Genomic DNA, 20,793 nt, shown 5'->3' with positions numbered 1-20,793 from the left:
GATGTTAAATAAAACTATGAGATAGGGGAACACCGTTATGGTGAACCATATGAAAAACGCCAAAAGGAATATTCGGCTATTTCTAAAAATAATTCTACTAATAAGATCAATCAATTTCCTCTAATCCCTCCACTAATTAATGATTTTCTGTATTTTCCTCGTTCTGACGTCTTGTTCCAAAAGCTTTTGTCGATGTCAACGTGAACGGCCCTTTTGGACGACGATTTTCCACTGGTTCAAGATCGTTTGAGCCGTACATCGCTTGATTTTTTTATCCGGCAAAGGCGTATACGGTAGTTTTCCATCCTAGTCTTTAAAAGACGGTATAGCTGAGTCAGTTGTCAATACGCAGTGGTGATTTGTACATTATTAGACAGCTGATGGCGAATTCAAGCCTTCACTTAGTTCCGGCGTAAACTCCTTTCTGCAAGTTGGTTTGCGTGCCTTTTTCTTTGATCGGCAGATAACGTAGGCATCTTCCGCATTCATCTTGGGGGAGTTGTCTTCTGGTTCCTGTTACCTTACGGTTATATTTTGAGTTCTCCTTGGTTTTGGAATTAGTCGATCGCAATCTACATTCCCGTACGATACCAAGAGGGTTTTTTCTTACAGGGGAATAACCCCTCGTTGTTAATTTAATTTACACAGTTTATTCAATAACATAGCTATTGCTATTAATAAAATGGATATTATTATATTAGAGAGAAATATATTTTCTTTAAGTAGAACATTAAATAGATGATAAACAAATATTACAAGGGTTAAAATAAAGGCTATAAAAAACCGTTTCAAATCCTTAAACAAACTGACATCGATGTATCTTTCCAAAATGTATGTAATTGCATTGTAGAACAGAATACATGAAATGTTCATAATAGACCCGAATATAAAAAACATAATTCCGCTCATTATAGTTGAGATCGCATCTGAATTTAGAAATAAAATTTTGAGCAAGTATAATATAGAAAACCAAATCAAAAGCTGAAGCAAGGGATATGTAGAATAAAAAAATGTACTTTGCATCAATGAAACGCCATTTCTTTTTAAAAATAATAATTTGTTATCGTAATCTGAATTTATGTAATTAGGAAGCATAATGAAAGCCAACAATATTACTGAGATACTCCAGTAGGTATTAGTACTAATTTCCTCCATAAATTCATAAATAATTAAAAATATAAAGTATGTAATGAATAAGCTGTTATCTATTAAATTGTTTTCTCGTAAATAGTTGTTCAATACATAGAACCATTTGTTATCAATTTTTAATAATGCAATTTTCTTATAATCCATATACCTGAATTATTCATATAGCTGAACTTAAAATATCAAAAAGCGCGTCATACCAGGCCATTAAAAGCATTCCACCTTTTCACCCAATGGGTGAAAAATAGAAATGGAGCCCAACCTTTGGTATTGTAAAAGTGACCAAAACCAATACAAACCAAGGAGGCTCCCTTATGCATAGTGTAAACGAGCAGACCATGCATTTCAACAAAAGTGTGAAAGTCAATTTTGAAGGTGGAAACCTGACCTCAGATGCCGGTTGGTTACTGTATAAAGAATTTGATGAAAAAATCGGGCTCAGTCAAGCGATCACGGATCACCTCAATGTGAATGATCCAAACCGTCATCACATCCATTTTAACGATGACGTCATCATCCAAAAGATCTATCAGCACATTGCCGGGTATCATGCGGATGATCATGCCGATGAATTACGTCATGAACCTGTGTTGACCACCATTTTGGGTAAAGAAGTCCTGGCTTCTCAACCGACCATTTCCCGGCTAAATCAGAAATTGGATAAGGAAACGATGAAGCAGTTGCAATCGGTCAATTCACTGATGCAAAAACGAGTCGATATCATCCAACCCAAGGAAAACATCATGATGGATCTGGACTCGACCAACTTGGCCACCTATGGTGAACAGCATGGATCCGCCTTTAACACGCATTATCAAGCCCAGGGTTACCATCCCCTGATGATGTTTGATGGACTGACTGGAGATTGTCTCAAAGCAGAACTGCGCGCTGGTCATGTGTACACATCCCGGCAAGTCGTCCGCTTTGTCGGCCCTGAAATCAAGCGATATCGGAAGCAAAGTCCATGGGCAACGCTATGCATACGCGGGGACAGCGGTTTTGCCATCCCGGCTCTCTATCAATTGGCGGAAACACATGATGTCCACTATGTGATCCGCTTAAAAGCAAACAACGTGTTGAAACAAAAAGCACAGCCATTTGAAGATGAACTCTGGAAACAGTTTGATCTGAACACGACAGAAGCCAAGGTGTTTTACACATCATTTGACTACCAGGCACGTGCTTGGGATAAGCCGCGTCGTGTGGTGGTCAAGATGGAGAAACCGGAAGGTGAGCTTTTCTTCACCTACACCTTCATCGTGACCAACATGGGGCTCTCACCCAAAAACATCGTCAAGCTTTATGCGAACCGTGGCACGATGGAAAACTTTATCAAAGAAGCCAAGAACGGCTTTGCTTTCGATCAGATGAGCAGTCCATCGTTTTACAGCAACGCCACAAAGCTGCAACTCATGGTGCTCGCCTATAACTTCAACAACTGGTTTCGTCGACTGTGTCTACCCAGAACGATGAACAAAAATCGTATCGACAACATCCGTTTGAAGTTGCTTAAGATCGCGGGAAAGCTGGTTCGTTCAGGCAGATATCTGACATTTAAACTGTGCAGCAGTTGTCTGTATCAAAAGGCTTATTGGCAGACTTTACGAACCATCCATCACCTCCCACGGTTTGGTTGAATGAGATGATATTAGAAAAGTCAATCTCATAGCATTCACATTAACCACAGGATCAGTGTGCCCTTTTACAGCCGATTTTGAAAGCTAGCGTATGACTTCCTGCTGTTTTTCCAGTAGATTAGGTAATATATTATGAGAAAACATCTAGGGAAACCAAAAACTTACAAAAATCAGGCTTGAAACTGGTTTTTAAAACATTTGAGACGCGGTTATGAATAATTCAGGATATATAATTTTTTTTCATAGACATGTATTCTTTTTGTTAAGAGTATGCAAATACACATTACTATGATTATTATTATAATTCCAATCACTGTGTAGGAAATATTTGGAGAAAAGTAAGTTATGTAATGTTTAATATTTAACTCTCTTAAGAAATTACTTAAAAATTGCAGCCTATTGTCCTTAGTATAATAAGATTTAATAAAATGGATAACATAACTTAACACAGGGGGGGCGAGTAAAAAAAACAAAATTATAAATATAACCTTTATAGGGTTCAGAATGTTTTTATTATATAAATAGAATATTAAGAAATGAAGATAGCGAAAAAGGAAAAATATAAATGAAATCACTAAAAGAATAAACAAATAGTAGCTTAAGTAGCTTAACCCTACAATTCCGTTTTTTAATGATTGAAATAGTATTAAAGGTACCGCTAGTAGAAGAACTATAAACCAACTGAATAAACTACTACTTAGTTCATTGGAGATAAATAACTTAACCTTAACTTCAGGTTGTAAAGGACAATTTTTAATAAATGATCTAACTTCTTCTGAGTACAGTTGTGTTCCTAAAAACATTATGGCTATAACAAATAATAATATAGAGATGAATATTGCTGCATCAAAAAATAAAGGGTCCAAAAAAATGATTTGTACGGCAGTTGTAAAAATAAACCATAACACATAACCTATGAAGATTAATTTATAAATTTCTTTATAGAATACATCCTTTTTCTCAGATGTGAATCCAAAATTTCTAATTACATAATAAATTTTATTTAAAAACAATTTATACTTTATATTTGTCATTATAATGAACTCATTTAACCATAACCCCATTCTTAGCACCTCTTATAAATTAGATAGCCTCTCGGCATTCGCCGAGGCAGGCGGGACAAGTGTTTCCTTATTCCACCCCATGAATCTTCCTCCTCTTTACAGGAGGATTTTTTAAATATCCGACAGATCTTGGCTTGCTGAACCATGCCGCGAGATCACGGAGACGTCATCGATACCTTGCATGAACCCCACATCGGGTTAAAGAAAAAACCACGCACCTATCGCAACCAAGCTCGTAAGGCCTATTTGAGCGTGGCCAAGCAACGAAAATCGCGTGGCAAGGCGACGCGAAAAGCGATTCGAAAGCAACTGTCCTATGTGCAGCGAAACCTCAAAACCATTGAAAAGCAGATGGTTGAGACACCCCGCTTACCGTGTGGAGCCATCGTCAATATCGTCGTTTGATGGTGGTCCAAGAGCTGTGCCGTCAACAGTGGGAAATGTACCAACAGAGGCAACACCGGATTGAAGACCGCATCGTGAATATTGACCAACCCCATGTCCCCCCATTGTCCGTGGCAAAGCCGGTGCGCAAGTGGAATTCGGTGCCAAGATTGCTGCCAGTTTGATCGATGGTTATGTCCGTATCGAAAACATGCAATGGGACAACTTCAATGAAGCCAAGACACTACAAGCATCCGTCGAATCCTTTATACAGCGGTTCGGCTATTACCCTGAAGCCGTTCTTGCAGATAAACTTTACCGAAACCGGGAAAATCGTAGGTATTGCCAAGAACGTGGGATCCGGCTAAGCGGTCCGAAACTTGGCAGGCCACCGAAAGAGGGACGAAAAGCTGACCAGAAGCAAAAACGGCAAGATGCAGCGGAACGCAAGCATTCGGGCGCGGCTTGCAAACACCAGTGAAACGGTCATCGCTGTCCAATTCATGGTGATGAATTTGGAGTGTCGCTCGCCTCCGCTTTCTTTTTTTCCTTTTGGTCAGGTGGGTCCAATATCGCAATTGACACTTAGTACAGTGCTGAGCAACACTCACACCCTAATTTAGACTTGATAATTATAAGCTAGTAAAAAACAAGCTCTTCTGATCTTATAGCCTTAGTCGTTAAGTTATTACCAGTTAGCGAGCCATTCTTGATTGTTTTTCAAGGCCCATTCAATGGCAGCATCAGCCAGGACGGACAAAATCAAGGAAGCCCCGACAGCTCCAACAGCTATGGTTAATGCTCTCCTTATGCTTTTACCTGCTTTCCAAGCTGCATAAGCAGCTCCAACATACCCTAGTGCAACACCCATCGGGACGCCTAATATTCTTGATATTTCAAAGTCTAACGTTCCTGAAAAAACATTTAACAGCACTAAAGACATTGATCCCATAAAGAGATATACAATTGTCATTAGATTGTTTTTGATTATAGTTGACATTTAGATCATCCTCCTAAAATTATTATGGTGACATGAAATAACACCAAAATAGATATGATCAGAAGAGCTTGTTTTTGAACTAATTTATAAGCTTTAATAAAGAATTGATAGATGACTAAATAACTAAGGAAAAAAAACGGGTTAAAAATTCTAAAAATATAAGGATAATTTATATCGCCTATTAATAAAACTACACATATATCACCAATAGTAAGAAAAATACTTGCTAAACTAATTAAACAGAAAAAGTGACGAAAGTTCACAACATTTTTTTTTGAAATTGCTTTAACTAAAAATGTTACAAACAGCGATACTACAAAAACACTGATCCATACGATTAAAGCAGTAATCACAAGCATTAAGCCAAATAAAAGCCAAAACACATCGTTAAAATCAGTACCAGTATAATCTATACCTAAATTTATATTTATAAGAATTAACAGAAATAATATTGCAAAGAAAATCCTCGAAAAATACTTTGGTCTCTCATACACCAAAATATTCCATTCTTTAAGCAAAACATTCACCTCGTCCACAGTTTCCTTTAATTATTTGTATTTTAAGATCGCAAGTTACCATAAATAGGGGACCTGCCCCTGCTCAACGAAGCGCGCGAAAAGCTGGAAGGCATCATCGATACCCTGCACGCCCCTTTCCGTGGTCAAAAGCAGAAGTCCCGCACGTACCGCCAGAAGGCTCGGCGGGATTACCTGAAAGTAGCCAAACAAAAGCGTCCGGGGACACGCAACGTTCGCAAAGCCATTGGTCAGCAACTTCGCTACATTTGAGCGGAATTTGAAACATATCGCCAAACTGGCGGAGCAAAGCAGCCTCCGTCTGCTTACCAAGCCACAATACAAACAACTTCTGGTCATCCAAGAGTTGTACAGACAACAAAGCAAGATGTATGACAAAAGATCGCTGCCTCCGAACGAAACGCAATCGAAGGCAAACTAGGTGAAGGTGAGCGCCAGTATGGGCTGAGGCTCATTCAAGCACGCCTTCAACAAACCAGTGAGACCGTGATTGCCCTTCAATTCCTGGTGATGAACCTGGAACACGGATTACGAGTTCTTTTTTACCCATTTTTCGGATGGCTTGTAAGGACCTTAAATCGCCCTATAGCTATTTAGGAATGATTCAGCAGACCCTAATTACAGTACGTATAGGTATGTAGAAAAGCACGATATAGGGAATTTGGTATAGCTATGTTGTCGATCAATAAGCTAAATTTAAATTTATTTTTATAATAACATTAAAAAATGTAATGTATCAAGTCCAAAATGTAGAATGTATGTGTAAAGTTTTACTCGACGACCTTATAGGAAAAAGGATCAGAAGCCTTAATTTTTTGTCGCCAGACCCCTAACGCGCTTCGCTTGTTTGATCCCTAGTGGAGGGCAAAATGCATTTTGACCTCCACTAGGGATGTCATATCTTTTATGCGATGACGGAAGACAGACGATTGATCACCTTGTTCAACTGTCCAATCGCACTTGATGACGAGGCGGCTCCAACCTCAATCCTTCCGTGGTGAATGCCCATCGCATCTCGTTTGCTTGCTTTTTTTGCCTGACGCCGTAGCTTTTGTCACCGGACGATTGGGCCACACCGTGAGCACCGCCTCTTTCAACGTCCTATTGGCGATTCCCTGTTGCACTTTCGCCACCGCTTCGGCTCCTGCTTCACTCCAGTACATCCCTCTCCGTTTCATCCGGTACGCCAAACGCCTCTGATTCGATTCCATACAGCCCATCCCTCGGGCGTTTTCCGGCTTATTCGGGCTCACCTCGCGCCAATCACGCAGTAAGTCCCAATGCCCTTCCAGATACTTTCTCATGTCTTCGATTCGCTTTTCTTCGCCCTCGGTTTCCGCATTCCCTAAGGCGGTATCGATGGCCGCTTTAAAGCGATCTTGATTCTGTTGTGTGATCGCCTCTTCCAGTAAAGGGATCAGCTTAGGCTGACGGCTTAATCCACGGCGAATACTCCGCTTTACATGAAAGCGATCCAGTTGATGGGTGATGGACGCCGCCTCCGAGAATATTTCCGCCACGCGTTCTGTCGAGATCCACGACGCTGCATCCGCGTTGATGGCGATATGGGATCCTGTTAGATCCCAGCGATGTCGGATAACAGCAAAACCCTTCTCCCAAAGTACAAGCCATCGGCTTCACAGTACAAATGCTGGGTAGATGGCGCTTCAGGGATGGTGATGTCTTCAAATATCTGATCCCGTTTCCGCGTATCCATCGCTGCCTGAGCTTGACCTGCATCTTTGACGAGACGTTGAAAGGTCATATGGCTGATGGGGATACCGGCGAGTCGCTTTGTCGCCTCTGACGCCAATCGGTCAGTCATCCCCGGAGCGGTCGCTAACTCCACCCCCAGTATCATGACGTCAGGACTGTATCTCTTACGGGGTTTTTATCCCGCTATCTTTCACGCCACCGTAAGGCATGACATCAGCACGATACGTCGATACATCGTTAATAATCACGCCGCCAAATTTAAGTTCTTACGCTGCACGCATTGCCAAATTGAGGTCAGACGTGAAAAATCCAACTTGCAAACCTAGATTCGAATCATTTGCTTGATGAAAAGCATCATCAATATGTTCAAACGGTATGATACTGATGACATACAGGTAATCGACATGCATCTGAGGACTTGGTTCAAGAAACGTTTTTACGGGTTATGCAGTATTACGCCAACTTTGAGGGGCGTTCACACCCCAAAACGTGGATTTTAAAGATTGCAAAAAATGTGGTAATCGATTATGAACGTCGAAGACGTCTTCCCATCTTCAACTCTCCATACGAAACAGACCGGTTCGATCAGTTGCAATCTTTGACAAACACTGAAGAAGAAGTATTAGCCCGAATTTCGAATGTGGATAACATCAGCTATTTCTAGCATTACCCACATGGAAACAAACAGTAAAAGTGGAAACTAAACTTGTCCTTTCGATGGGGTTTCTTGTTCTTGGGATACACTTTCCCCCTCCCCACACAAGCGGGCTCGGTTATTTCCATGTAAAAGTTTGGATAGGCATTATTGTAGGAGAACCACCCGTTCTTCCATGCGCCGCCAACTGTACTCATTTTGGAAGGCTGCCGCGATTTTTAGAATGACTTGGCGACTGCGATAGATGATCGTACCAGGGACATGGAAAAACTCCTTACGAAATCGTGCAATGGTATAGCGGCGATGAACCGGTTCACAGCAGTCCATCTTAAAACGCTCGAATACATTGTAGGCCAACAGCTTCAGCAACAGATCGATTTCATTGGCTTTAAACGAATCTGTCGGAATACGGTGAATCGAAAAGCCGTGCTTCACTTCTTTGATGTAGTTCTCCATGCACGCGCGCTGATTGTAAAAACGCCAAATGTCGATGGGCTCCCAATCCAAATTGGTCACGATTGCTTCGTAATCCCAAAGAAAGTCGAATTGGAGTTGATCACCATCGTAGCGTTCGGCTTTCCTGATGACGACCACCATTCGAGCCTTTTTCCAAGAAGTGGCTTTGTACACTAAACAAAGGCCTTCGATGATGACGTCTCCGTCCACATAGCGTTTCCAATGAGGACATTTGGCGACTTCTTTGGCTAACCGATGCGTCCATTTGAGTTTGCCAACGTAGCCGATCTGTTTGCCTTCCCAAAAACTATAGAAGGTTTCGCCGCCGAATCCTTTGTCGAATCGGGCATACTTGACTTTACACGATTTAGGAAGACGTTGAAGGGTTTCCTTCGCGAAAGTATGGGCATTGCGGGAACAATGCGTATTGCCTGAACGCAGTTCGGCATTAAGGTAAAGACGGGACTTTCCTTCAAAGGCGATGAGTGGTTGGAAGCTTTTACGTCCGGGCTTTTGAGCGTTTGTCCCAACTTCGGCCCCTTCCTGATTCCCGTACACCGTCTCAACGGTGGAATCGAGGTCGAGAATGCATTCGTCGGATAGGCAGGGAGTGATGAGATCAAGGTTTAATGCCTTCAAGTCCCGACGGATCGTGGGCATGGAGACAGCAGCGCGGCACAGTTCTTTATACAAAAGAGTGTGATGGGGACAACGTCCACCTAAAAATCGACGTACCAGCGAATCGTCTCGCAATGAGCGGAAATGGAATATACGTTCGCAACCCAGTAGCCATCCGACTAAAAGGTACATCAAGATCTTGAAGAACGGAAAAAGCGTATTCCGGCCTTTCCCGCAACCTATCTGACGAAAAGCGTCTTCCAGTTTGATTTTTTCAAGGTACGCAAGCAAGGGTTTACTCCCTGCGTGTGAGGTTGCATTCTTTAGCGTGAATTCTGTTTTCATTTTGGCGATGTTTGTGGTAGACTTCACCTAACGGGTGCCCCTCTCTTTGGGTTTTGTTGTTCGTTCAAACACCATTATACCAAGGATTGGAGCACCTTTATTACTGGATCAAGCAACTTTACTTTCGAAATTCAGGATTAGATAAAGAAAGTGTAGAGCGCATTATACAAGCCATTAACTCCCTTCGTCCGCAATACAGATTAGCGATTATCCTCCGGGGCATTGAAGGGTTATCGACTGCTCAGGTAGCGGAAATACTAAATTGGAGTGAAGCGAAAGTTAAAACGACTTTACACCGGGCACGACATTCTGAGAAAAGAGAAGCGTCTGCGCCGCAACTTTTGAACAAACTTCGGACGAACGTGTAAGTGGCAGTCCATCGGAACAGCCCATCAACGATCAAGAGGCTAAGTGGTTAGAAAAGATTGAAAAAGACTTTGAAGGTTCCGGGCCTCCTCTAGATATAATTTCGAGTGGTAGCGTCGTCGATGGGAAACTCGAAGTGGAACATCCAGATCCGTCAAGAGAATATTTAAAAACCCTTGTCGGTGCAGCGTCTCATGACTTTTTAATGGGACAGGATATTGGTGATTTGGACGGATTTTTAAATCCGTCAGATGAAGTTGTAAAAAAATGGAGTCTCCCGATTATGAGAATGAAATCAGCGGGAAAGAATGGTACGGGTTAGGTGAAGCGAATGAAAGAACAGACCAAGCGCTGGAGGTCGCGAAAGGGATCGATAATCTCGACCCTGCATTTATCGAATATATGAACCAGGTAAGGGAGTATTTGAATACAGCTAAAGCAGACAACGATTATCGCTCTTTCCTCAAAGCAATGGGAATGCTGATTCGACTTGACGATACGATCACAGAAAAAAGCAATCTCGATTTATTTAAGGAAAACCGCCAGAAACCATCGGGATCTCGTCCCGAAACCAAAATAGGGCAATTTATATGGGAATTGGAAGGAATGAAAGGGAAGGAAATGGACTTGGAGAGTTTGGACACTCACCTAACAGTGACGAGCGACGAGGGCAAAAGTCTTTTTGCCGACTATGAGGACAAAGATTGGGAAACCTTAAAAGACGGCAATCAACTGACCCTTTCTTATGAGATCGAAGGTGAAACAGTTAAGGTGTGGATCGAAATAGTGGATGACCACGGGATTTCCTCAAAGACCGGGGCAAAAATCATAGATTGGGAGATACAATGAACATCACTTAATTCTCATCTTTAAAGTTCGCGTTATGAAGATTTTGGGAGACGAGGGAGGATCGTCCTCTTTTTTTCTTAGACGGAATAACTAACGCAACTAATGATTAAACCACTTTTGCTCCACTTCATGAAAATACTTTTGTGGGTTTCACTTAAAGCGAAGACGCTTCACTTGCTCGGAAGTTCTCTCCTTCCAGCAACGCATCTCCTTTTTTGTATTGTTTGTACGAAACAGAAGCAATCCGTCGCAATGTATTGCATCGTCAACAGCTTCAGGTGTAAACACAATGAGTTCACCGTGTCGAATAATATACCGATTCCAGTTTCTTTTTAATCTAGTAATACGCCGATGCGTACTTTTCAGCCGTTTGAAAAACAACTCTACATTGTTTGTTCTAGGTAAAATGGGGTGATCATAACAGGCAAATAACCCTTTCCAAAATCCGTTGGAATAACGTACGAGATTGTCGATGAAAGGAAATCCTCCTTTGTATCCAGTTCAGCTTGAGTTTGTTGAAGGTATTCGGCTAGTTCATCTTCGACACTTTTGCTTGTTTTGCTGTCGTTGGGCTCAAGAATGCTCACAACTCTTTTAATACGTGATTGCCAACGTACTACCTGTCGGTATAATGGTTCAAACGCCTCTACTTTGCTGACAATTCTGAACAAACGTTTAAGAAGAGAAGTCCCCTTTTTACCCAGGCCTTTTTTTTCAAGGGACTGGCGAATCGCTTGTGTCCCGTTCGTACTCCGGACAAATCAAGCGGGGGTTTGCCGTCTTCCAACAGGACCGAACGAATGGCAGCAGCATAATCCTGATCCACCTCTGCTTCCAAGGATTCCTGTTCTGCCACTTGACGTTCAATTTGACGGATGCCACGTAGGGATTTCTTTACACTTGTTTTCAGTTTGCGATCTTTTTCCTCCACTGGCTTTGTGATGTCTTTTAGGTAGTGGTACTGGCAATATTGATAAGGCGCATCCGGTTCCATAAGGCTTCCCGATTAACTCCATTCCGACAGGTATCCCCTGATCCTTAAATCCTACAGGTACTGAGATGGCTGGCAAACTACTTTGAGAAGCTATAATTGTATTGGTTGGAAAGGTCAAAACAGTGTAGTCCATGTTAAACGACACAGAAACTCCTTTTCTTTATTTATTCTCTGAATTCTTGCTAAAATTCTCCGAGTGAAATTTTACACATACGTAATTAGAGCTTGCTGAAAGATGAATAAATCCAGTGTCTACAAGGGTTTAGAGCATGTGATGTCGAAGATATGTGCAAGGATTTTATCAATATGGCTAAAATAACTTTGCACATGGAGTGAGGCATAGATGTACTGTCAAACTGAGCAACAGATGATCATGCCGGACGACGTTTTCTTGCCGTTTGGTGGCAAATTGAACAAGGACAACCGCTGGGTCAAGTTGGCTGCCATCATCCCGTGGTGGAAGGTGGAACAGTTTATGCCAGGCGTTTTGAGAAACGGATCAAAGGCCGTCCTACCGTGCCTGTACGCATGGCACTCGGTGCCTTGATCATACGATCGGAAAACCGTCGAACAGATCAAAAAGAATCCGTACCTGTAGGACTTCTTCGGCCTACTGTCAGTCAAATTCTTGGACATTCATCTGTTTGGTTCACATATGACACTTATGTCCATCTTTTACCTGAAATGTAATGTGAAGCTGCCGAAACCCAAATGCAATAAAAATGTAGGGTAGAATGCAAAAACGGCGGGCGGACACATCGGCCAAAACCCCCGCCGTTACAGGCTTTATGAGTGGAGCTCCCAACCAGACTCGAACTGGTGACCTCTTCCTTACCATGGAAGCGCTCTACCGGCTGAGCTATGGGAGCATGGCTCCTCCGGTAGGACTCGAACCTACAACCTATCGGTTAACAGCCGACCGCTCTACCATTGAGCTACGGAGGAATAAAATTTATGCCTGGCAGCGACCTACTCTCCCAGGGGCTCTCGCCCCGAGTACCATCGGCGCTGGAGGGCTTAACGGTCGTGTTCGGCATGGGTACGCGTGTGTCCCCTCCGCTATGGCCACCAGACAGCATTCCCTCAAAACTGGTCGGAAGCATTCCCTCGATTAAGCCCTCGACCGATTCGTATCCGTCAGCTCAACGTGTTACCACGCTTACACCTCGGACCGATCCACCTCGTCTTCTCCAAGGGGTCTTACCCAAGCACCTGAGTGCCTGGTGGGAAATCTCATCTTGAGGGGGGCTTCACGCTTAGATGCTTTCAGCGCTTATCCCGGCCACACGTGGCTACCCAGCGATGCCCTTGGCAGAACAACTGGTCCACCAGCGGTGTGTCCGTCCCGGTCCTCTCGTACTAAGGACGGCTCCTCTTCAGATTTCCTGCGCCCACGACAGATAGGGACCGAACTGTCTCACGACGTTCTGAACCCAGCTCGCGTACCGCTTTAATGGGCGAACAGCCCAACCCTTGGGACCTGCTTCAGCCCCAGGATGCGATGAGCCGACATCGAGGTGCCAAACCTCCCCGTCGATGTGGACTCTTGGGGGAGATAAGCCTGTTATCCCCGGGGTAGCTTTTATCCGTTGAGCGATGGCCCTTCCACTCAGAACCACCGGATCACTAAGTCCGACTTTCGTCCCTGCTCGACCTGTCAGTCTCGCAGTCAAGCTCCCTTCTGCCTTTACACTCCTCACGCGATGTCCAACCGCGCTGAGGGAACCTTCGAGCGCCTCCGTTACCTTTTAGGAGGCGACCGCCCCAGTCAAACTGCCCACCTGACAATGTCCCGCCACCGGCTCACGGCGGTCGGTTAGGATTTAACCATGATGAGGGTGGTATCCCACCGGCGCCTCCCTCGATCCTGGCGAACCGATTTCTCTGGCTCCCACCTATCCTGTACACATCATCGCCAAACCCACTATCAGGCTGCAGTCAAGCTCCACGGGGTCTTTCCGTCTTGTCGTGGGTAATGCGCATCTTCACGCATACTACAATTTCACCGGGCCTCTCGTTGAGACAGTGTCCAAGTCGTTACGCCTTTCGTGCGGGTCGGAACTTACCCGACAAGGAATTTCGCTACCTTAGGACCGTTATAGTTACGGCCGCCGTTTACTGGGGCTTCGGTTCAGACCTTCGCTTCCGCTAAGTCCTCCCCTTAACCTTCCAGCACCGGGCAGGCGTCAGCCCCTATACGTCGCCTTGCGGCTTCGCAGAGACCTGTGTTTTTGCTAAACAGTCGCTTGGACCTCTTCACTGCGGCCCCCTCAGGCAACCTCTCGGCCACCCTAACGGGGCACCCCTTCTCCCAAAGTTACGGGGCCATTTTGCCGAGTTCCTTAACGAGAGTTCTCCCGTGCGCCTTAGGATCCTCTCCTCGCCTACCTGTGTCGGTTTGCGGTACGGGCACCGCGCTCCTCGCTAGAGGCTTTTCTTGTCAGTGTGGGTGCAGGGACTTCGCTACTCTAAGTTTCACTCCCCATCACGGCTCAAGATCCTCGCAACGCGGGATTTGCCTCGCGCTGCTCTCTCACCGCTTGGACAGGCACATCCATCCGCCTGCTCCCCTGCCCTCCTGCGTCCCCCCTTCGCTCAATCGGAACGCGGTGGTACAGGAATCTCCACCTGTTCTCCATCGCCTACGCTCTTCAGCCTCGGCTTAGGTCCCGACTTACCCTGAGCGGACGAACCTTCCTCAGGAACCCTTAGGCTTTCGGCGGAGGGGATTCTCACCCCTCTTATCGTTACTCATACCGGCATTCTCACTACCCAGCGCTCCACATTCCCTCCCGGAAATCCTTCGCTGCACTGGGTACGCTCCCCTACCACGGTGTCCCGCCCATAGCTTCGGTGATCCGTTTAGCCCCGGTACATTTTCGGCGCGACGTCACTTGACCAGTGAGCTTTTACGCACTCTTTCAATGATGGCTGCTTCTAAGCCAACATCCTGGTTGTCTCGGCAACGCCACATCCTTTCCCACTTAACGGATACTTCGGGACCTTAGCTGATGGTCTGGGTTGTTCCCCTCTCGACGTCGAATCTTAGCACCCGACGTCTGACTCCCAGGAACCGAATCAACGGCATTCGGAGTTTGACTGCGATCGGTAACCCGTCGAGGGCCCCTCACGCAATCAGTGCTCTACCTCCGCGATTCTTCCCCTGAGGCTAGCCCTAAAGCTATTTCGGGGAGAACCAGCTATCTCCGAGTTCGATTGGCATTTCACCCCTACCCACCCCTCATCCCCGCCTTTTTCAACAGACGTGGGTGCGGGCCTCCAGTCGGTGTTACCCGACCTTCACCCTGGACATGGGTAGATCACTCGGTTTCGGGTCGACGACGCGCAACTAAAATCGCCCTCTTCAGACTCGCTTTCGCTACGGCTCCGCGTCTCCCGCTTAACCTCGCTACGCATCGTCACTCGCCGGTCCATTCTACAAAAGGTACGCCGTCATCCAGATTACCCGGACTCCGACTGCTTGTAGGCACACGGTTTCAGGTTCTCTTTCACTCCCCTCCCGGGGTGCTTTTCACCTTTCCCTCACGGTACTGGTGCGCTATCGGTCGCCAGGGAGTATTTAGCCTTGGGAGGTGGGCCTCCCTGCTTCCCACGGGGTTCCCCGTGCCCCGCGGTACTCGGGGTCCGTCTCGGAGCGGACAGAATTTCGCCTACAGGATTCTTACCTTCTCTGATGGGCCGTTCCAGGCCGCTTCGGCTATCCCGTCCGTTTCTCACTCCTTATGAGACGCCCCACAACCCCCGACACTCAACTCAAACCCACTACGCATATGATAAATGCGTCTTGTGGATCTCAGTTGAGTGCCGGGTTTGGGCTGTTTCCGTTTCGCTCGCCGCTACTCAGGAAATCGCTTTGAGCACCCACGAAAGGTTCCCTTTCGCAGGGCCCGCCTTGCTTTCTTTTCCTCAGGGTACTAAGATGTTTCAGTTCCCCTGGTTGCCCTCCGCTGCCTATGCATTCAGCAACGGATGCTCTCCTATGAAAGAGAGCGGGTTCCCCCATTCGGACATCCCCGGATCTACGCCTGCTTACGGCTCCCCGAGGCATTTCGGTGTTCGCCCCGTCCTTCGTCGGCTCCTGGCGCCTAGGCATCCACCGTGCGCCCTTTCTTGCTTAATCGTTCTCGACATGACTCTCGTCATCCCGGTGAATGCTTCCGATCCAGTTTTCAAGGAACAATGGTGGAGCTAAGCGGAATCGAACCGCTGACCTCCTGCTTGCAAGGCAGGCGCTCTCCCAGCTGAGCTATAGCCCCACAATCTAGTATTGTGATGGTGGGCCTAGGTGGACTTGAACCACCGACCTCACGCTTATCAGGCGTGCGCTCTAACCAACTGAGCTATAGGCCCAATGCGAAGGAACAAATGTCTCCCTCAAAACTAAACGAACAAGCCGAACGCCTTTTTTTACTCCGTAGAAAGGAGGTGATCCAGCCGCACCTTCCGATACGGCTACCTTGTTACGACTTCACCCCAATCATCTGTCCCACCTTCGGCGGCTGGCTCCTTACGGTTGCCTCACCGACTTCGGGTGTTACAGACTCTCGTGGTGTGACGGGCGGTGTGTACAAGGCCCGGGAACGTATTCACCGCGGCATGCTGATCCGCGATTACTAGCGATTCCTCCTTCACGCAGGCGAGTTGCAGCCTGCGATCCGAACTGAGACTGGCTTTTTAGGGATTGGCTCCGCGTCACCGCTTCGCTGCCCTCTGTACCAGCCATTGTAGCACGTGTGTCGCCCAGGACATAAGGGGCATGATGATTTGACGTCATCCCCACCTTCCTCCAGCTTGTCACTGGCAGTCAGCTTAGAGTGCCCAACTCAATGCTGGCAACTAAGCTCAAGGGTTGCGCTCGTTGCGGGACTTAACCCAACATCTCACGACACGAGCTGACGACAACCATGCACCACCTGTCTCTCTGTCCCCGAAGGGAAACCTCTATCTCTAGAGGGGTCAGAGGATGTCAAGCCCTGGTAAGGTTCTTCGCGTTGCTTCGAATTAAACCACATGCTCCACCGCTTGTGCGGGCCCCCGTCAATTCCTTTGAGTTTCAGCCTTGCGGCCGTACTCCCCAGGCGGAGTGCTTAATGTGTTTACTTCGGCACTAAGGGCGTGACGCCCCTAACACCTAGCACTCATCGTTTACGGCGTGGACTACCAGGGTATCTAATCCTGTTCGCTCCCCACGCTTTCGCGCCTCAGCGTCAGTTACAGGCCAGAGAGCCGCCTTCGCCACTGGTGTTCCTCCCGATCTCTACGCATTTCACCGCTACACCGGGAATTCCGCTCCCCTCTCCTGCACTCAAGTCCCCCAGTTTCCAATGCCATCCCACGGTTGAGCCGTGGCCTTTCACATCAGACTTAAGAGACCGCCTGCGCGCCCTTTACGCCCAATAATTCCGGACAACGCTCGCCCCCTACGTGTTACCGCGGCTGCTGGCACGTAGTTAGCCGGGGCTTCCTCCTGTGGTACCGTCACGCTAAGAGCATGCCCTCTCCTAGCCGTTCTTCCCACATGACAGAGCTTTACAACCCGAAGGCCGTCCTCGCTCACGCGGCGTTGCTCGGTCAGGGTTCCCCCCATTGCCGAAAATTCCCTACTGCTGCCTCCCGTAGGAGTCTGGGCCGTGTCTCAGTCCCAGTGTGGCCGGTCACCCTCTCAGGTCGGCTACGCATCGTCGCCTTGGTGAGCCCTTACCTCACCAACTAGCTAATGCGCCGCGGGCCCATCTGCAAGCGGCGACTTCCGCCGCCTTTTAAGGCTCCCCCATGCGGAAAAGCCTCTTATCCGGTATTAGCTCCGGTTTCCCGCAGTTATCCCGGTCTTGCAGGCAGGTTGCCCACGTGTTACTCACCCGTCCGCCGCTGGTTCCGCCATCCGCCCCCAAAGGGGTGGTCGGCTTCACCCGCACGACTTGCATGTATTAGGCACGCCGCCAGCGTTCGTCCTGAGCCAGGATCAAACTCTCCATTAATTATGGTCTGTCCGCAGCTCGGCTGCGTAACACTTTCTTCAGAAGCCAAACAGGCTCCTTGTACGAAACAAGCTGTTCCAAGCTCTTGGGGCGTTGGCTTGTTCGTTCAGTTTTCAAGGAACATTCGCGCTCTCGCCTGAAAGGCGACATCCTACATCTTATCACGCAGGGCGCGATATGTCAATAACTTTTTTTATTTGTCTTCGCGTATGAAACCGCCGTTGTTCTGACAACGGCAAGAATTAATTTAGCAAAGTCTTTGCCTAAAGTCAACACCTACATTAAGGTTTTGTCATTGCGCTATGACATAAAAAAAGTGTTCGGGGTGCCGGCGACTGCGGCAACCACCGTTACCTTGAAGTCACGGCCGTCGGATAACGTCCACTTTGGATTACATCTTCCGTCTCAGCGATACGAGCCGAACGATAGTTTGCCCGTGGGAAATTATAGCGAGTATGATCAAAGTGGCGGGTATTAAGTGGAAAATGCCTCCCAGCATTATGAGAAACAACCGACCGTCACGGTTCGCGGGCACGTAGCGAAATATGCCGTCGTCCCGTTCGGGAATAAAAGTTTGTCCCGTTGAACTTTTGTACTTTTCTTTGATGAGCATAGACATCGGTTGTCCACTTAAAGCGAGCATACTGACAATTAAAGCAAATCCCGGGTAATCGCTGTGCTGGAACCACCAGTAACCCATTCCGATGATCATAAAATAGTCGGCGTAGCGGTCCAAAATAGAATCGAACAGGGCTCCGTAGGAGCTCTTCTTGTAATTTAGGCGGGCGATTTCTCCGTCGACACCATCCAGTATGCAGCCGAGCTGGGCTAGAATCCCGCCAGCGAAGGGATGTCCTAAACCGAAACACAACGCAGAAAAAAGGCAAATGAGAAAGGAAAAGAAACTGATCTGATTCGGCGTTACTCGAGTCGGGGCAAGCCAACGGGTTATCCTGAGGGAGATTTTGCGGTTAAGGTGTTTGGACACAAATCCGTCTTTTTCTGGAATTAACGATTTTAGCAAGATGTTTTCGCCGCGCCGGCAACTTTCCAGATCGTCCACATCCACCCAGTTCCGATCTACAAAGAGCAGTTTCACACGACCTTCGCGGGTCAAAATATTAACTCCGTCTGTCAGTGTGTAGCGCCCTTGGTCGATGGCCTGGGACAGGGCTTCAAGCAACGCTCCAGTGCAAAGTAACAGACCACAGTCCACAGCATCGAATTGACCCAACTCTTTCCCAAGCTGTCGCGCCACGTCGCCGTCCGCCACAATTTTCGTTCTTTCTTCCAGACGATACGCGTCGTTCACTCTACGGTCCGCAGCCAACAGCACGTCTCCCTCGTCAAGCTGTTCAGCCTCGGCGATGACATCTTGAAAGACCTCGGGTTCGTAAAGATGGTCTGCCATCAGCAATACAAATTTTTCTTCAGGACGATACACTTCCTGAAAAGTATGGGCTGACGTGCCATTGCCCAACTGCCAGCGAGAGTTGTGCACATAGCGGATGGAGACTCCCCACTGGCTGCCGTCGCCCAAATAGTCACGCAATTCGCGGTCATAGCACCCCGTGACAACGACAAACTCATGGACTCCGGCTTCACGTAAACCGAGGATATTTCGCACAATCAAAGGGACCCCCAATAAAGGGAAGAGCGGTTTAGGGCCATCGAAGTGGCGCCTGAACCTGCTCCCACTGCCGGCTGCTAAAATAGCAGCCCGCATTACCGCTCTCTCCTGCCTTCGATAAATTCTTCCACCATTTTTTTGCTTTCCGTATCTGTGTATTGGACTGGTGGAGATTTCATCGTATAAGCGGAAATCGATGTTAACAGACCGCCGATCTTCCGATCTAAAGCGAGTTTCATACAGCGGACAGCATCAATGATAACCCCGGCACTGTTGGGCGAATCTTGCACCGACAGTTTGACTTCCAACGTCAGTGGCACGTGACCGAAGCCCCGACCTTCCATGCGAATATATGCGATTTTGTTGTCTTCAAGCCAGGGAATGTAGTCGCTCGGTCCGATGTGGATATTATGTTCATCCAACGGCGTATTCAGCTCGGCTTGTACAGCCTGCGTTTTGGATTTTTTCTTGGACTTCAGTCTGTTTTGATTGAGCATGTTCAAGAAGTCAGTGTTTCCGCCAAAATTCAATTGATACGTGCGATCCAACGCAACGCCTCGGTTTTCGAACAATTTCGTCAGCGTTCGGTGAACGATCGTGGCCCCTACCTGGCTCTTGACATCGTCTCCGATAATCGGAATGTTTTTCTCCTTAAACTTGTTTGCCCATGTCTCATCGGAGGCGATGAAAACCGGCATCGCGTTGATAAAGCCCACTCCGGCATCCAGGCACGCTTGCGCGTAAAAGCGAACCGCTTCTTCAGACCCTACAGGCAAATAAGAGATCAACAGATCGGCGCCGCTCTCTTTCAACACTTGAACGACATCGCAAGGTTCTTCGTCAGCGGCGATAAACTTGTACTCATCGTCGTATTCGTCCATCTTCTCTGAGACACCGTCCAACACCGGTCCCATTTTGACTTCGACAGGATAATCGGGCAAGTTGTCGTAAAACATTTTCGCGCAGTTGGGCTGAGCCAAGAGGGCATCTTTTAATTTCCGCCCGACTTTGCGCTTATCGATGTCAAAGGCAGCCACGACGTTGATGTCGCCTGGTTTGTACCCCCCTAGATCATAGTGCATCAAACCGATGGGGTCGTCAGACATCTCTTTGTACATTTCGATTCCTTGTAATAGAGCACTCGCACAGTTACCGACACCTGCTATCGCGATGTTAATTTTACCCAAATTTTCATACCTCCTCCTCGTTTTGATGTTTGACCTCCGATGCTTAATGAGTGGTAAACGTTCCCGTTAGAACACTCATCACCTCCTTATCGTGATTTCTGTATTTTGCATTAAAAAAGCTCCCATCTGAGAAAAGGGAGCGATTGTGAACACAAGGCTTATTCACATTTCTAACAAGAAAGACGCTCCCTAAATCATGTAACGAAACAAG

16 protein-coding genes, 4 tRNA genes, 3 rRNA genes and 4 pseudogenes are annotated in these 20,793 nt (G+C 46.9%); 10 read left to right on the top strand and 17 right to left on the bottom strand.

Translation table 11 applies throughout. The features are described from left to right. The first annotated feature begins 1,460 nt into the window (after positions 1–1,460). The 4 genes from B0W44_RS01025 to B0W44_RS01010 all read left to right on the top strand — a co-directional run bounded on the left by B0W44_RS01025 (position 1,461) and on the right by B0W44_RS01010 (position 4,712). On the top strand, positions 1,461–2,783 hold the full coding sequence (locus tag B0W44_RS01025) for an IS1380 family transposase (protein WP_077718401.1): 1,323 nt from the start codon (positions 1,461–1,463) through the stop codon (positions 2,781–2,783). Positions 2,784–3,991: 1,208 nt separating this feature from the next. After that, complete coding sequence (locus B0W44_RS01015; protein ID WP_149026896.1) at positions 3,992–4,252, top strand: hypothetical protein; 261 nt, start codon at positions 3,992–3,994, stop codon at positions 4,250–4,252. Further along, on the top strand, positions 4,252–4,416 hold the full coding sequence (locus B0W44_RS17950) for a hypothetical protein (protein ID WP_169835355.1): 165 nt from the start codon (positions 4,252–4,254) through the stop codon (positions 4,414–4,416). The genes B0W44_RS01015 and B0W44_RS17950 overlap by 1 nt, the downstream gene beginning before the upstream one ends. Further along, positions 4,383–4,712, top strand: coding sequence for a transposase (locus B0W44_RS01010; protein ID WP_077718398.1), 330 nt, complete (start codon positions 4,383–4,385; stop codon positions 4,710–4,712). The genes B0W44_RS17950 and B0W44_RS01010 overlap by 34 nt, the downstream gene beginning before the upstream one ends. 207 nt (positions 4,713–4,919) lie before the next feature. On the opposite strand, the gene B0W44_RS01005 is transcribed toward B0W44_RS01010, so the two are convergent. Both B0W44_RS01005 and B0W44_RS01000 read right to left on the bottom strand, forming a co-directional pair. Beyond that, entirely contained in the window at positions 4,920–5,231 is a 312-nt protein-coding gene (locus tag B0W44_RS01005) for a hypothetical protein (protein WP_077718397.1), read from the bottom strand. Between the two features lie 5 nt (positions 5,232–5,236). Beyond that, entirely contained in the window at positions 5,237–5,749 is a 513-nt protein-coding gene (locus B0W44_RS01000) for a hypothetical protein (RefSeq protein ID WP_149026895.1), read from the bottom strand. A gap of 69 nt (positions 5,750–5,818) precedes the next feature. Here B0W44_RS01000 and B0W44_RS18395 point away from each other — a divergent pair. Beyond that, positions 5,819–6,364, top strand: a pseudogene (locus B0W44_RS18395) (transposase); the annotation flags it as partial. A 386-nt stretch (positions 6,365–6,750) separates the two neighbouring features. Here B0W44_RS18395 and B0W44_RS00985 read toward each other — a convergent pair. From B0W44_RS00985 to B0W44_RS00980, 3 genes and pseudogenes are all read right to left on the bottom strand, one after another. Beyond that, entirely contained in the window at positions 6,751–7,302 is a 552-nt protein-coding gene (locus B0W44_RS00985; RefSeq protein WP_237087441.1) for a UPF0236 family transposase-like protein, read from the bottom strand. A gap of 41 nt (positions 7,303–7,343) precedes the next feature. After that, positions 7,344–7,592: a hypothetical protein gene (locus tag B0W44_RS17670; protein WP_169835354.1), complete on the bottom strand. Its 249-nt coding sequence runs from the start codon at positions 7,590–7,592 to the stop codon at positions 7,344–7,346. Positions 7,593–7,659: 67 nt separating this feature from the next. Then, a pseudogene (locus tag B0W44_RS00980) lies at positions 7,660–7,872 on the bottom strand (aldehyde dehydrogenase family protein); the annotation flags it as partial. A 56-nt stretch (positions 7,873–7,928) separates the two neighbouring features. Here B0W44_RS00980 and B0W44_RS19155 point away from each other — a divergent pair. Then, entirely contained in the window at positions 7,929–8,147 is a 219-nt protein-coding gene (locus tag B0W44_RS19155) for a hypothetical protein (protein ID WP_418304064.1), read from the top strand. 138 nt (positions 8,148–8,285) lie between these two features. Here B0W44_RS19155 and B0W44_RS00970 read toward each other — a convergent pair whose 3' ends face one another. Continuing rightward, a complete protein-coding gene (locus B0W44_RS00970) occupies positions 8,286–9,557 on the bottom strand; it encodes an IS1380 family transposase (protein ID WP_077721187.1) in 1,272 nt (423 codons plus the stop codon). Positions 9,558–9,643: 86 nt separating this feature from the next. Here B0W44_RS00970 and B0W44_RS00965 point away from each other — a divergent pair, with 86 nt between their 5' ends. The 3 genes from B0W44_RS00965 to B0W44_RS00960 all read left to right on the top strand — a co-directional run bounded on the left by B0W44_RS00965 (position 9,644) and on the right by B0W44_RS00960 (position 10,772). Next, a complete protein-coding gene (locus B0W44_RS00965) occupies positions 9,644–9,925 on the top strand; it encodes an RNA polymerase sigma factor (protein WP_228441342.1) in 282 nt (93 codons plus the stop codon). Positions 9,926–10,059: 134 nt separating this feature from the next. Next, positions 10,060–10,245 (top strand): hypothetical protein, encoded by a 186-nt coding sequence (locus B0W44_RS17945; RefSeq protein WP_169835353.1) that lies wholly within the window; start codon positions 10,060–10,062, stop codon positions 10,243–10,245. Beyond that, the gene (locus tag B0W44_RS00960; RefSeq protein WP_077718390.1) at positions 10,191–10,772 is read left to right on the top strand and encodes a hypothetical protein; all 582 of its coding nucleotides are present in this window, start codon (positions 10,191–10,193) and stop codon (positions 10,770–10,772) included. Before B0W44_RS17945 ends, B0W44_RS00960 begins: the two co-directional genes overlap by 55 nt. A gap of 646 nt (positions 10,773–11,418) precedes the next feature. On the opposite strand, the gene B0W44_RS18390 is transcribed toward B0W44_RS00960, so the two are convergent. Together B0W44_RS18390 and B0W44_RS19150 are read right to left on the bottom strand one after the other, a co-directional pair. Next, positions 11,419–11,766, bottom strand: a complete 348-nt coding sequence (locus B0W44_RS18390; RefSeq protein ID WP_077718388.1) for a hypothetical protein — start codon at positions 11,764–11,766, stop codon at positions 11,419–11,421. Positions 11,767–11,824: 58 nt separating this feature from the next. Beyond that, a pseudogene (locus B0W44_RS19150) lies at positions 11,825–11,899 on the bottom strand (hypothetical protein); the annotation flags it as partial. Between the two features lie 210 nt (positions 11,900–12,109). Between B0W44_RS19150 and B0W44_RS00945 the strand changes: the two are divergent. Continuing rightward, positions 12,110–12,361, top strand: a pseudogene (locus B0W44_RS00945) (transposase); the annotation flags it as partial. Positions 12,362–12,559: 198 nt separating this feature from the next. Here the strand turns inward: B0W44_RS00945 and B0W44_RS00940 are convergent. The 9 genes from B0W44_RS00940 to B0W44_RS00900 form a co-directional block, all read right to left on the bottom strand. After that, positions 12,560–12,635 (bottom strand) — tRNA-Thr (locus B0W44_RS00940). 1 nt (position 12,636) lies between these two features. Then, a tRNA-Asn gene (locus B0W44_RS00935) sits at positions 12,637–12,711 on the bottom strand. Between the two features lie 11 nt (positions 12,712–12,722). Beyond that, positions 12,723–12,839 (bottom strand): 5S ribosomal RNA (rrf, locus tag B0W44_RS00930). Positions 12,840–12,873: 34 nt separating this feature from the next. Beyond that, positions 12,874–15,907, bottom strand: a 23S ribosomal RNA gene (locus B0W44_RS00925). 60 nt (positions 15,908–15,967) lie between these two features. Next, positions 15,968–16,043 (bottom strand) — tRNA-Ala (locus tag B0W44_RS00920). Between the two features lie 17 nt (positions 16,044–16,060). Then, positions 16,061–16,137 (bottom strand) — tRNA-Ile (locus B0W44_RS00915). A 68-nt stretch (positions 16,138–16,205) separates the two neighbouring features. Further along, positions 16,206–17,765: ribosomal RNA gene (locus tag B0W44_RS00910) — 16S ribosomal RNA — on the bottom strand. The 16S, 23S and 5S rRNA genes sit together here with 4 tRNA genes alongside, the layout of an rRNA operon. A gap of 391 nt (positions 17,766–18,156) precedes the next feature. Beyond that, a complete protein-coding gene (locus B0W44_RS00905; protein ID WP_077718386.1) occupies positions 18,157–19,491 on the bottom strand; it encodes an NTP transferase domain-containing protein in 1,335 nt (444 codons plus the stop codon). Beyond that, on the bottom strand, positions 19,491–20,582 hold the full coding sequence (locus B0W44_RS00900; protein WP_077718385.1) for an inositol-3-phosphate synthase: 1,092 nt from the start codon (positions 20,580–20,582) through the stop codon (positions 19,491–19,493). Before B0W44_RS00900 ends, B0W44_RS00905 begins: the two co-directional genes overlap by 1 nt. Between the last annotated feature and the right edge of the window lie 211 nt (positions 20,583–20,793).

Origin of the sequence: Novibacillus thermophilus (assembly GCF_002005165.1) — a bacterium.
Classification (GTDB): Bacteria; Bacillota; Bacilli; order Thermoactinomycetales; family Novibacillaceae; genus Novibacillus; species Novibacillus thermophilus.
This window is presented reverse-complemented; position numbering and strand designations above follow the sequence as displayed.